Annotated in this window: 7 protein-coding genes; 3 read left to right on the top strand and 4 right to left on the bottom strand. The window is 72.4% G+C overall.

The genetic code is table 11. The features are described from left to right. Positions 1–16: 16 nt before the first annotated feature. The 3 genes from U8525_RS33030 to U8525_RS33020 form a co-directional block, all read right to left on the bottom strand. Positions 17–1927, bottom strand: coding sequence for a CotH kinase family protein (locus U8525_RS33030; protein ID WP_374270715.1), 1911 nt, complete (start codon positions 1925–1927; stop codon positions 17–19). 81 nt (positions 1928–2008) lie between these two features. Further along, positions 2009–2731: a hypothetical protein gene (locus U8525_RS33025; protein WP_374270714.1), complete on the bottom strand. Its 723-nt coding sequence runs from the start codon at positions 2729–2731 to the stop codon at positions 2009–2011. Between the two features lie 10 nt (positions 2732–2741). Then, on the bottom strand, positions 2742–5411 hold the full coding sequence (locus U8525_RS33020; RefSeq protein WP_374270713.1) for a phosphoenolpyruvate carboxylase: 2670 nt from the start codon (positions 5409–5411) through the stop codon (positions 2742–2744). 200 nt (positions 5412–5611) lie between these two features. On the opposite strand from U8525_RS33020, the gene U8525_RS33015 reads away from it, so the two are divergent. The 3 genes from U8525_RS33015 (at position 5612) to U8525_RS33005 (ending at position 11480) form a co-directional block, all read left to right on the top strand. Beyond that, positions 5612–7963, top strand: coding sequence for an immune inhibitor A domain-containing protein (locus tag U8525_RS33015; RefSeq protein ID WP_374270712.1), 2352 nt, complete (start codon positions 5612–5614; stop codon positions 7961–7963). A gap of 116 nt (positions 7964–8079) precedes the next feature. Beyond that, positions 8080–10422 (top strand): glycosyltransferase family 39 protein, encoded by a 2343-nt coding sequence (locus tag U8525_RS33010; RefSeq protein ID WP_374270711.1) that lies wholly within the window; start codon positions 8080–8082, stop codon positions 10420–10422. Positions 10423–10526: 104 nt separating this feature from the next. Further along, a complete protein-coding gene (locus U8525_RS33005) occupies positions 10527–11480 on the top strand; it encodes a hypothetical protein (protein WP_374270710.1) in 954 nt (317 codons plus the stop codon). Positions 11481–11573: 93 nt separating this feature from the next. On the opposite strand, the gene mltG is transcribed toward U8525_RS33005, so the two are convergent. Then, positions 11574–12590 carry an endolytic transglycosylase MltG gene (mltG, locus tag U8525_RS33000; RefSeq protein ID WP_374270709.1) on the bottom strand — a complete coding sequence of 339 codons (1017 nt, stop codon included), beginning with the start codon at positions 12588–12590 and terminating at the stop codon, positions 11574–11576. Positions 12591–12879: the final 289 nt, after the last annotated feature.

The following is a 12879-nucleotide window of genomic DNA, read 5'->3' as shown; positions in this document are numbered from 1 at the left end:
GGGGCCGGCCGCGCCGCTACAGCGGCCCCAGGTGCTGCTCCAGCAGCCGGCGCATGGCCGCCGGCCGCTGGCGCAGCGTCTCCCGGAGGGACTCGATGTTCGCGCGCCAGACCTCCAGGGAGTCCGGCTGCGCCCAGCGCGCCACCTGGCCCGGCATCTCCGGCTCGAGCCCCTCCACCGCCGCGTCCAGGGCCGCGAGCACCCGCTCCGCCGCGAAGGTGTGCTCGATGTGCCAGAGGAAGCGCTCGATGAAGCGGGCCTTGAACTCCGGCGACTGGAGCAGCGCCCGCAGGAGCTGGGGGGCCCAGGCCGGCACCTCCGGCGGGTCGTTCAGCACGCGCCCCAGGCTGTCGTAGTCCGGGCCGTAGCTCAGGGCGAAGTCCAGGTCGTAGACGAGCCAGCGCCAACGGCCGTCCTGCCCGTAGGCCGCGTCCGGCACGGGCTTCTTCGTGCGCAGCCGCCAGAACTTCACGTTGTTGTCCGGCCAGTCCGCGTTGCCCAGGTAGAGCTGCGCGACCTGGTAGTCGATGAAGTCCTCCACGTCGATCCGCTCGCGCACCCAGGCGTAGTGCTCCGGCACGGACAAGTCGTGCTCCGCGACGTAGGCGAGGAGCTCCTGGTAGGGCTGCTCGTCCTCGGTCTCCCCCACGTCCACGGCCCCGACGTTCTCCAGGATGACGGCCTTCTTGCGGTCCACGCCGTAGTGGGACGCCAGGTAGTACTCGTCCAGGCGCTCACGCAGCTCGTGCAGGCCCCAGTACTCGCCGTTGATGTAGACGAGCGTGGGACGGCAGGCCTGGAGCGCCAGCCGGGTCTCGGCCAGCAGGCCCTGGAGCACGCAGTCTCGCAGCTTGGTGACGCCCTGATCCTGACCGGACGTGCGCACCACCATCCGCGTGAACTCCGTCACCGGGGAGCCGGGGAACACCGCCCCCGCGAACGTCTTGGGGCCGTAGTCCTCCTTCGCGTACAGCCGCAGGCTCTTCTGCGGCAGCACCGCGCTGCCCGAGCCGTGGATGCGCACGCCCGCCTCCTGGTCGAACACGCGCTCGCCGGAGGTCTCGAACCACTCCACGTGGACGGGGCGCTCCCACTCCTTGCCGTCCTGCATGTAGTTGGCCGCCTCCGGATTGTCGGGCGCGGCCTCGGAGAGGACCCCGGGCACGTAGATGCCCTTCACCGGGTCGAAGAGGTTCTCCGCGTCCGTGACGAGCGACAGCACCGGCAGCGTGGACGGCGCCCGCCCGATGATGAACGTGCGCGTGCGCACCGGGCCCGCCGGCTCCGTGCCCGCGTACTGGCGGTAGCGCACCACCGCGGCCTGGGGCGGCTCCTCCCGCGGCGCCACCCACCGCGAGCCCTCCGTCGCGCTGGGCGCCGTCGTGGGGATGAAGGACCACCGGACCGGTTGCAGCGAGCGCGCCAGCAGCGCGATGGGGCCGGTGTAGCGCTGCGACCCGGGCGTGGGCGTGGAGCCGTCCCGGGTGAAGTACGTCCGCAACCCCGGGGTCGTGGGCAGCGCCAGCAGCGTCTCCGGCTGGTAGAGCCCGGGCCGCGCGTCGAACCTCAGGTGCTGGAAGTCGACGCGCGCTCGCGCCTCCGCGCCCTGCGCGTCTCGCGCCACCACCTCCAGCGCCAGCGCGCGGCGGCCCGGCCACCAGGGCAGGCTCCAGCGCCCGTCGTCCAGGTCCGCGTGCCCCAGGAACCGCCCGTCCTCGTAGACCTCCACCAGGACCCTGCCGGCGTCGCTCGCCACCGTGCCGAACAGCCGGTGCGTGTCCGGCTCGTGCCCGTCGATGGTGACGCGCGGCTCCGAGGACGGTGGAAGCTCGGTCTCGCTCAGCCGCCGCGCGGGTTCGGGCTCACAGCCGGGCCCGGCGAGGACGAGGAGACCCACGAGGAGAAGAGTCGAGGAGCGGAGACGCATGGGCGACTTCGTCCTCTACCAGACAACTCTTTGACCTCCCACCGTCTTTCGACACGGTGCGGCGGGAGGCCCCTTCCTCCGTCACTCAGGGGGCGCGGTGGCTTCGAGCAGGCCGTGCTTCTGGAGGAGCGCGGCCAGCGCGGGCGGCGCGAGCACCCAGTCCTCGCGCGTGGGCACCCAGCGCACGGGGGCGCCGGCGGCGGCGAGCCGCGCGTTCACCTCCGCGATCATCGGGACGAAGGTGGGCTGCGGCGCGTCCCAGCTCCCCACGCCCGCGGGGACCTCCACGGCGCCGGGCTCCACGCGCACCGCGGGCTGGCCCTGCACCGGCTGGATGGCGAAGCCCGGCAGGTACGGCTGCATGACGGCGGACAGCCGCTCCAGCAGCGTGGGGTCCTCGAAGGGGTGGGCGCCCTCCAGGTCGAAGAAGGTGGGCAGCTGCGCCTGGAGCGCGTCGCGCAGGGGGTTCTCCCTGCTGTCGCGCCAGGCGTGTTCCGCCAGGGCGCGGGCCTCGTGGGGGACGCGGATCTCCCAGCGCTCCAGGAGCGCCAGCAGCTCCGCCACGCGCTCCACCTCCTCCCAGGGAGGCTCCACGCGCGTGAGCCAGGACACCTCCGACACCGTCTGGCCCCGGCGCAAGCCCGTCACCCGGTCCCCCTTGCGAAGCTGGAAGGGCGGCGCCTGGCTGAACTCCGGATCCGGGTAGAGGGCGGTATGGAACGACCCCTGCCCCTGCTCCGGGCGCACGCGCGCGAAGCCGTGCCTGGGGTTGGTCTCCTCCACGACGAACGTCTCCTGGGCCATGGTCCCTTCTCTAACCGGTGTTCCGCATGCCCGCAGCGATGCCGTTGAGCGCCAGGAGGAGCGGGCGGTCGCACGCGGCATCCCCGTCCCGCTTGCGCTTGAGCAGCTCCACCTGGAGGAAGGACATGGGGTCCACGTAGGGGTTGCGCAGCGCGATGCTCCGCTGGAGCTGCGGGTTGTTGTCCAACAGCTTCGCCTCGCCGGTGAGCGACTTCACCGCGCGGCGCGTGCGCGAGTGCTCCTGCTGGATGCGCAGCCACAGCGGCCGCGTGGACGCGGGGGCGAGCTTCGCGTAGCGCGCCGCGATGGCCATGTCCGTCTTGGCCAGCACCATGGTCACGTTGTCGATGACCGCGCGGAAGAAGGGCCACTCTTGATACATGCGCTTCAGGAGCGCGGCGCCCTCGGGCGTGGCCGCGGACGCCTCCAGCGCGCTGCCCACGCCGTACCAGGCCGGGAGGATGGCGCGCGTCTGCGTCCACGCGAAGCTCCACGGGATGGCGCGCAGCGTGTCCAGCCCGCCCGCCTTGCGCTTGCTGGGGCGCGAGCCGATGGGCAGCGCGGAGATCTCCTCCACCGGCGTGCCCTGCATGAAGAACTCCACGAAGCGCGGGTCCTCCCAGACGAGCGCGCGGTACGCCTTGCGCCCGGCCTCCGCCAGCGTGTCGAAGGCGGCGCGGAAGGTGGACTCGTCCTCCGGGGACGGGCGCGGCTGCGCGTCCAGCGTGTGCAGCAGCACGCCGCCCACCACCAGCTCCAGCGTGCGCTGGGTGAGCTCCGGGCGCGCGTACTTGTGGTCCATCGCCTCGCCCTGCTCGGTGGCCTTGTAGGCGCCGGCCACGGTGCCCGGCGGCAGCGCGAGGATGGCCGTCTGGGCGGGGCCGCCGCCGCGCGCCACCGTCTCGCCGCGGCCGTGGAACAGGCGCAGGGGCACGTCGTGCTCGTCCGCCACCTGGGTGAGCGCCACCTGGGCGCGGTACAGCGCGGCGCTGGCGGCGAGCAGGCCCACCTCCTTGCCGGAGTCGCTGTAGCCCACCATCACCTCCTGCACCCCGCGGCCCCTCAGGTGCTGGCGGTACTCCGGGTGCGCGAAGAGCTGGCGCAGCACGTCCGGCCCGCCGTCCAGCGCGCCCAGCTGCTCGAAGAGGGGCGCCACGTCCACGGTGGCGCACCGCCGCTCCCGGTCCCAGAGCCCCGCGTGCTTCAGGCACCGGAAGGCCGCCAGCACGTCGTCCGCGGTGGAGGCCATGGAGAGGATGAGCGTGCGGCACACGGACTCGCCGCCCTCGTCCTGCCCCTCGCGCAGCCTCGCCAGCACCTCCAGGAGCCGCTTCCCGCCGTCCGTGGGGGCCGGGCCGCCGTCGAGCGACGCCGCCGCGCTCACCGCGTCCTCCGCGGGCGCGCGGACCTCCAGCTCCCCCAGGCCCAGGCCCAGGGCGCGGACGCGCTCGGACATGCGGCGCACCTCGCGCAGGCCCGCGTGCTCCGCGCGCGCCGCGAAGAGCGACCGCTCCAGCACCGCCAGGTCCTCGCCCAGCGCCTCCGGCGAGCGGTAGGCCCCGGGCGGCAGCGTGGACTCGCGGCCCTGCCGCCGCGCCAGCACGTGCTCCAGCGCGAGCGACAGCCGCTCCTCCATGAAGCGCAGCTTGCGGCGCCACGGCTCGCCCAGCGTGCGCGGGCCCTGCTGCCGCGCCAGGTCCGGCAGCGCCCTGGCGTCCTCCTCCAGGGAGCGCTCCAGCTCCTGGGTGGGGCGCGCGTGCCGCTCCGACTGGGACAGCATCCCGCCCAGCCGCTCCACGTCGCGGATGAGCAGCCGCAGGCCCCGGGCGCGGTGCGCGCGCAGCGTGTCCGCGAACACCTCCGGCGTCACCAGCGGGTTGCCGTCCATGTCGCCGCCCACCCACGAGTGCACGCGCACGGGCGTGTCCAGCGCGCCCAGGGGCTCGCCGTAGGCGCGCTCGAAGGCCCAGTCCAGCGCCTCCGGCAGCCGGGCCACGGGCTCCGCCAGCATCTCCTCCACGTACCAGTGGACGTTCTTCACCTCGTCGCCCACGGTGGGGCGCTCGCGGCGCAGCTCGTCCGTCTGCCAGAGCGCGGTGATCTCCTCGCGCATGGCCAGGAGGTTCGCGGCGGCCTCGCGCGGGGTCAGCGAGCACCGGTCGCGCTCCTCCAGCAGCTGCGCCAGCCGGTAGAGCTTCTCCAGGAGCGTGCGGCGCACCGCCTGGGTCGGGTGCGCGGTGAACGTGAGCGTCACCTTGAGCGTCCCCAGCGCCTCACGCACCTTGTCGGCGCTCACGCCCGCGGCCTTCAGCGTCAGCAGCGTCGCCTCCAGCGACCCCTTCTGGGGCCGGGTGGCGGTGGGGCTCGCGTGGGCCCGCGCGCGGCGGATGCGGTGGTGCTGTTCCGCCAGGTTCACCAGCTGGAAGTAGACGGAGAAGGCGCGAAGCACCGGCTCCACCTGCTCCGAGGGCAGCCGCCGCAGCACCGCCGCCAGCTCCGCCGCCGCGGCGCGTCGTCCGGCCACCGGCCCCCTCCGACGCTGGATGGCCAGGTGGCGGACCTCCTCCTCCTTGTCGAAGAGGGCCTGCCCCTCCTGCTCCACCAACACCTCACCCAACAGCCGGCCCAAGAGCCGGACATCCCGCCGCAGCGGGGGATCCACGGGACGTGCACGCGCCATAACGGACCGGAACCGTAGTCCCTCGCCCCCCGCCCTCCCCTACCCATTCTCGGATTTTCGACCGCCAGCCGACGAATGACCCAATCCGTCCTTGCAGGAAAAATTTAACCACCCGGTCTTCCCAAGAGGACAGGGTCTCCATTAGAAACTCGGCACTCCCGGACCCGCCGGGAAGTCTGACCTGACCCCTAGGAGTGGCAATGCGGAGAAACCCGTCTTGGCTGGCCGTTGGCCTGCTCGCGCTCGCGGCGCCGTCCGCGTACGCGGAGCGCGCGTGGTACGAGAAGCCGCAACCGGACATCGCCCCGCAGGCGGCGTCGCTGCGCAAGTCGGTGGTCCAGGACATCGCGGATGACCTGCCCCACCTCCTGGGCGAGCAGCAGAAGGAGCTGAAGGCGCAGGCGCTCCAGCAGCGCCTGGAGGGCCGCGGTCAGCCCGGCAAGGTGCAGAAGCTGGCGAACGGCAAGTTCGTGGAGCTGGAGCTGGAGCGCACGGACCGCATCTTCGTCATCCTGGTGGAGTACGGGACGCAGATCCACCCGGTGTTCGGCAACCCCGCCACCAACCCGGGCGGCGACCTCCCGGGCCCGCTGCACAACGAGATCCCGGCCCCGGACCGCTCGGTGGACAACACCACCATCTGGCAGCCGGACTACAACCGCGAGCACTTCGAGAAGCTCTACTTCGACACGACGCCGGGCGCGGACTCGGTGGCGAACTTCTACAAGGCCGCGTCGTCCGGCCGCTACACCGTGTCCGGCACGGTGTCCGAGTGGGTGAAGGTGCCGTACAACGCCGCCCGCTACGGCAACAACCTGTGCGGCAGCTCCAGCTGCTCCAACTCCGTGTGGCCGCTCATCAGCGACGCCATCAAGGCGTGGACGAACGACCAGCTGGCCGCCGGCAAGACGCCCGCGGAGATCAAGGCGTACCTGGACACGTTCGACACGTGGGACCGGTATGACTACGACGGCGACGGCGACTTCAACGAGCCGGACGGCTACATCGACCACTTCCAGATCGTCCACGCCGGCATGGGTGAGGAGGTCGGCGGCGGCGCGCAGGGTCCCAACGCCGTGTGGAGCCACCGCTGGTACGCGTACAGCAACGGCACGGGCCCGGACGGCACCGGCCCCGCGTACAACCCGAACGGCGGCGCGCGCTTCGGCACGGGCGTGGACAAGTGGGTGGGCGACTACACCATCCAGCCGGAGAACGGCGGGCTGGGCGTGTTCGCGCACGAGTTCGGCCACGACCTGGGCCTGCCGGACCACTACGACACGACGAACGCGGCGGACAACGGGACGGGCTTCTGGACCATCATGTCGTCCGGCTCGTACCTGAACGACGGCACCACGGACATCGGCAGCCGTCCGGGTGACTTCTTCGCCTGGGACAAGCTCCAACTGGGCTGGCTGGACTACGCCTCCACGTCCGCGGGCCTGTACTCGTACCACAAGCTGGGCCCCGCGGAGTTCACGTCCCAGAACGCGAAGCAGGCGCTCGTGGTGAAGCTGCCCGGCAAGCCCGTGGTGCAGCCCACCACCGCCCCGTACGAGGGCCAGGGCATGTGGCAGGGCGGCCAGGGCAACAACCTGGACCGCGTGCTGGAGAAGACGGTGAAGCTGCCGAACAAGAAGCCCATCACCTTCTCGTTCCAGACCTGGTTCGACATCGAGGAGGACTGGGACTACGCCTACGTCGCGCTCTCCGTGGAGGGCGGCCCGTTCGTGAACCTGCCCAGCGCGGTCAGCCGCACCTCGAACCCCTGGGGCAACAACCTGGGCAACGGCATCACCGGCACGTCCAACGGCTGGGTGCCGCTGGAGTTCGACCTGTCCGCGTACGCGGGCAAGACCGTCACCCTGAAGCTCCGCTACAAGACGGACGCGGCGGCGTTCAACAAGGGCTTCCTGGTGGACTTCGTGCAGCTGTGGGCGAAGAACACCTACGTCTTCGGTGACGACGGCGAGTGGGGCCACAAGTGGTGGGACAAGTCGACGTTCTTCGTGACGGACGGCACCAACACCTACTACGACAACTACTACCTGGCCGAGTGGCGCCAGTTCCGCGGCTACGACGAGGGGCTGGCCACGGGCCCGTACAACTACGGCTTCAGCGCGGACGGCCTGGTGGATTGGGCGGAGCGCTACTCGTACAACCCCGGCCTGCTCGTCACCTACTGGGACACGTCCCAGTCGAACAACAACGTGTCGCAGCACCCGGGCGAGGGCCGCATCCTGCCCATCGACTCGCGCCCGCAGCCCCTGCAGCGCAGCGACGGCCGCTACTGGTCCGGCCGCGTGCAGACGCACGACGCGACGTTCGGCCTGGACCCCAGCTTCCCGCTGTCGCTCAAGCCCAACGGCTACCCGCGCAACGAGTACCCCTCGCAGCCCGCGGTGCCGGTGTTCAACGACACGAACGAGTTCTGGTACGCCTCGCAGCCGTACGGCGGCGTGAAGGTCCCGAAGACGGGCACCATCATCGAGGTGCTGTCGGTGAACAAGAACGAGACCGTGATGCAGGTCCAGGTGCGTCCGGTCGACTGAGCGCCTGACCGCCGCCCTCGCTGAGCAGTGAAGGAAGGCCGGCCCCGCGCCGACGCGGGGCCGGCCTTTCGCGTGGGTGGGGACAGGCTGCGCCGGACCTGTAGGATGGGCCGCTCGTGAATGCTCCGTCCGCGCCGCCCCTCGCGTCCCGCCCCTGGTTCGTCCCCGGGATGCTCGGGCTCCTGTGCCTGCTCCACGTCGCCCTGGGGCTGACCCTGCTGCCCGCGTGGATGTTCGGGAAGTATCCAGACAGCGCGCGCATGCTGGCCCAGGGGACGCTGTCCCCGGAGCAGGGCGCGGACTTCAGCCCGCTCTACCTGCTGCTCAACGCGCTCGTCGCGCCCGGGCCCTTGCGCGTCCTCCAGAGCCTGGCGGGCGCGGTGGGGCTGTGGGCCGTGTACGTGCTGGGCTCGCGGCTGGTGTCGCGCGCGGCGGGGCTGGTGGCGGCGGCGCTCCTGGCGGTGACGGTGCCGGTGCTGCTGTACGAGGCCACGCTGGAGCCCGACCTGCTGGTGATGGTGTTCAACCTGGCGGCGCTGGCGCTGCTGTCCGCGGCGAGCCCGGGCTTCCGCGCGCCCTCCGTGGTGGGCGCGGGCGTGCTGCTGGGGCTGTCCGGGGCGACGCGGCCCACGGGGTTGTTCATCCTGGGGCTCGCGGCGCTGTGGATGGTGCGGGAGGCGTGGGGGCAGCCCGGGCGGCGGTGGCGGTGGCTGGCGCCGGGCCTCCTGCTGGCCGTGGGGCTCGTGGCGTCCGCGCTGCCGACGCTCGTGGTGCGCGCGAAGGTGGGCTCGCAGGTGGGCGCGACGATGAGCGCGGGCGCGGTGCTGCACATGGGCAACCGGCCGGAGGGCACGGGCCTGGGCGCGCAGCCGCCCACGCTGCTGAAGCAGTACGAGGCGCAGCTGCGCTCCGTGGACCGCCCGGACTACGCCCACCACCTCTACCGCGAGTTCGCGCGCGCGGACGTGGGCCATGCGCTGTCCCCGGCGGACGCGGAGCTGTTCTGGGTGAAGAAGACGTGGGCCTTCGCGACGTGGGAGCCGGGCACGTTCCTGGGGCTCCTGGGCCGGAAGCTGGCGTTCTTCCTCTTCGGGCCGGACGGGCACGACCTGGTGGAGGTCCGTCGCGCGGAGGCGCGGCTGGCGGCGTGGCCGCTGGTGAGCGCGCAGACACTGGGGCTGATGGGCCTGGCGGGGCTGCTCGTCGCGTTGCTCCGCCGCGAGCGGGTGGGCTGGGGGGTGCTGTACCTGTTCGCCAGCTCGGTGCTCGCGCTGGGGTTCTACGTGGTGAGCCGCTACCGCGTCGCCGCGCTGCCGGCGTGGGCCCTGTTCGCGGGCGTGGGCGCGGCGGCGGTGTTCCAGGCGCGGCGGCAACCCCGGGCGCTGGCGCTGTCCGCCGGACTGACGGCGGCGGTGTTCACGCTGCCGGTGCTGTTCCCCTTCGTGCGCGACGTGCAGCGGCAGTTCGAGCGCGGCGAGACGAGCGCGGCGGATGGCGCCGCCCTGGCGTCCGCGCTGGCGGCGGGGCGCTATGACGAGGCCACGCGCGCGTTCGAGCGGCTCCAGGCGGCGCAGCCCTTCACGGCGATGCTGCGCCCGCTGCGCGGCGTGCCGTTCGAGTCCCCCGAGGTGGCGGCGCGCTCCGCGGCGCTGTCGCTCCAGCGGTTCGGCGCGGACACGCCGATGGACCTCTTCTTCATGGCGGAGCTGGCGCGGCGCGCTGGGCACTGCGAGCAGGCGCTGCCCGCGGCGGAGGCGGCGGCGGAGGCGGGCTTCCGGGGCGTGCTCTACGACACGTCGTTGGATCCGCTGCTGGTGTCCGCGCGGTGCCGGCTGGCGGGCGGAGAGAGACAGCGGGCCCTGGCCGACGCGGCGGAGTCCCTGAGGCGGCGAGGCGGCACGTTGGACGCGCTGGCGTTCGCGGTCGCGGGGGCGGAGGCGCTGGGGGATCCCCGGCGCGAGGCGTGGGAGGCGGAGCTGTTCGCCATGCACGACTCACTGGACGCTCGGCACGCGCGAGCCTCGGAGCGGCTGGCCTGGGGCGACGCGGCGGGAGCGCTGTCGGACGCCGAAGGGGTGCTCGCCCTGTTTCCGGACCTCGCGCCGACGGAGTACCTCCGGGCGCGGGCCCTGGCAGCGCTGGGGCGGAACGCGGAGGCGCTCCGGTCCTATACCGTCGCGCTCCAGCGCACGCCGAACGCCGCGTTTCCCACGGCCCCCCTGGAGGGCGCGGTGGCGGCGCGGCTCGCGGAGGCTCCGGAGGAGTGGCGGGTGGTGGCCATCGCCGCGGAGCACCACCTGCGCGCGGGACGGCTGGAGCTGGCTCGCGAGCTGTACGCGCGGGCCTCCGCGCTCTCGCCGAAGGATGCGGGGCTGGCGCGGATGGTCCGGGACCTGACGGCCGCGACGCCCTCGGGCATCGCGGTGCCACCGCCCGTCAGCCTCCAGTCATCGCCCTGAGGACGGGCGTGTCCGGTTGAAGGAATCCCGACATCCAGCGCCCGGACACGGGTGACGGGCGCGCGGTGGGCGCTACGGTGCCCGCCATCATGGCCGAGTGCCCCGTGGGTGGTCCCGCCTCCCCTTCCCCGCCTCCTGAACCTCCCTCCGACGTCGCTCGCGCCGTGGCGCTGGAGGCCGAGGATCCGCTCTCCGTGCTCAATCAGGCGTTCCGCGATGCGTATGCCGCGCGCCGCGAAGCCGAGCGGTCGCGCCTGGGGCCGGTCATCGCGCAGATCGATGACGTGCTCATCCTTCGGATGCGCGGCCAGCGCTTCGAAGCCCCCGCGCGGACGCGGCGCTATCACGAATACAAGGCCGTCACCCACGTCCCCCTCGCGCTCCAGGTCCTGCTGGCCGGACAGCAGGACCCGCTCGATGAGGAGACGCGCACGCGGCTCACCACGCTGCGGCGTCTCATCACCGCTGCGTCCAGGAGCCTGGACACCCGGGGCCTTCCGGCGGACGCCCTGGCGCGGCAGCACCGCCTGCTCGATGCCTCGCTCGCGCTCGTGACCTCCGTGCTCGCTTCCAACCACGTGCCCCAGGCGGAGCTCTCCGCGTTCATCCACGCCCAGGTGCCGGACCTCATGAAGAACGCCGAGGACGCAGCGAGGGATCAAATCGACACCATGCATGCCTCGGTCGAAGCGTGGAGACGGCAGATGACCGCCGAGGAGCGCGGCCAGCTGCGCGCCGTGGTGGCCGCCTCGCACATGTCGCGGCCCGGCAACGTGGCCGCCCAGTACTTCTCCATCACCCTGGGCGACACGTGGGAGGGCCGCTTCCAGGAGGAGGATCTGCATCCCGGCAAGCGCGTGCTCTCCTCCGAGGCGACGTTCGACGAGCCCGCGGCCTTCGCGCTGCTCGCCACGCACGTGCTGGACGCGCGCACCTCGCAAGGCATCTTCGGCGAGGAGGCGCGCATGGCCCGGGACCTGCTCGCGGACGCGGCCGAGCGCATCCTCGCGGGCATGTTCCAGACGTCGCCCCAGCCGCCCGGAGCGGGCACGCCCTGACGGCTCAGGGCCGCGTGAGCGGCGACTCCACCATGAACGCCCCGTCGCCCAGGCGGCCCTCCAGTCCAGGAAGGGGGACGCCATCGGAGCGCGTCAGTACACGTTGTACCTGGCCCGGAGCGCCTCGTGCTCCTGCGCGTTGCGCGACGGGTGCAGGACCTTCTGCGCGTCGTGCAGGTAGTACCAGTAGTCGCTCTTCACCGGCCGCAGCGCGGCGAGCAGCGAGTCCACCGTGGGCGCGCCAATGGGGCCCGGCGGCAGGCCCGCGCGGGTGCGCGAGTTCCACGGGTCCGTGGTGTCCCGCAGCCGCTTGAGGAACGCCTTGCGGTCGTTCCACTCGGCCAGCTCGTAGCGGCTGGTCGCGTCCACGCCCAGCGGGAAGCCCTTGTCCACGCGCTTCCAGAGGATGCCCGCGACGAGCGCGCGCTGGGACGGCACCGGCTCCTCGCGCTCCAGCATGGAGGCCATCACGACGATGTCGTGCAGCGAGCGGCCGCTCCGGGCGATCTCATCCTTGTGCTCGTCATAGAAGCGCGCGCGGAAGGTGTCGATCTGCCGCTGGATGAACGCCTCCACCTTGAAGTTGTCCGCGATGATCCCGTAGGTCTCCGGATACAGGTAGCCCTCCAGGCTGCGCGTGGGCATCGGGAACGGGGCGGTGAAGCGGCCCGGCTGGCTGGCCGCGGCGATGTACTCGCCCGGCTTGATCAACCCCTGGGCGGCGAGCACCTGGTCGGTGTCGCGCAAACGCCAGCCCTCGATCATCGCGAAGGGCACGTCCTCCGGCAGCGGCTGCCCCTCCAGGGCGGTGGCCAGCTCCGCCACGGAGGCGGTGGGGTTCAGCAGGAAGCGGCCCGCCTTCACCTTGAGTCCGCCCCGGCGCCACAGGTGGAAGCGCCACACGGTGGCGTTGTCCAGGAAGTCCTGCTCCTGGAGCTGCTGGCCCAGCGAGCGCGCGGACGCGCCCTTCTTCACCACGAACTCCTTGGGCGCGGGGTCCGCCGCCACGTGCGGCGCGGTGGCGGCGTTCTGGAAGTGCACGAACGTCCCGCCCACGCCCGCGACCGCCAGGACGATGAGCACGAGGAGCAAGACCAGGATCTTCTTCATGGGGCGCCAACCTATCAAAGGCCCTGACGCTTCCAACGAGAACCACCGTCCGGCCAGCCGGGCAGGCGGACGCAAGCGCCCCCTTCTCAACACCCCCCCGACGGAGGCGCCCCTCCCCCCGCGCCTCGTCTAGGTCGTGTCCGCAAATAGTTCGAGCGGAGGCGGATGTTAGGAGGGCATGAGCCGAGGAGAGCTGACAGACGCGCAATGGGAGCGGTTGGCCGGACTGCTGCCGCCCCAGAAACCGGCCCGGGGCCGTCCCAATAAGGACCACCGCGAAGTGCTCAAC

This window comes from Corallococcus sp. RDP092CA, from assembly GCF_041903675.1.
GTDB lineage: Bacteria > Myxococcota > Myxococcia > Myxococcales > Myxococcaceae > Corallococcus.
Note: the sequence above shows the minus strand (reverse complement) of the source record. Positions and strands in the feature narration are given on the sequence as shown.

What these genes read in the sequence shown, in the direction of transcription:
- U8525_RS33015 (WP_374270712.1), top strand. Translation starts at nt 5,612, where the DNA reads ATGCGGAGAAACCCGTCTTGGCTGGCCGTTGGCCTGCTCGCGCTCGCG.
- U8525_RS33030 (WP_374270715.1), bottom strand. Translation starts at nt 1,927, where the DNA reads ATGCGTCTCCGCTCCTCGACTCTTCTCCTCGTGGGTCTCCTCGTCCTC.
- U8525_RS33025 (WP_374270714.1), bottom strand. Translation starts at nt 2,731, where the DNA reads ATGGCCCAGGAGACGTTCGTCGTGGAGGAGACCAACCCCAGGCACGGC.
- U8525_RS33020 (WP_374270713.1), bottom strand. Translation starts at nt 5,411, where the DNA reads ATGGCGCGTGCACGTCCCGTGGATCCCCCGCTGCGGCGGGATGTCCGG.
- mltG (WP_374270709.1), bottom strand. Translation starts at nt 12,590, where the DNA reads ATGAAGAAGATCCTGGTCTTGCTCCTCGTGCTCATCGTCCTGGCGGTC.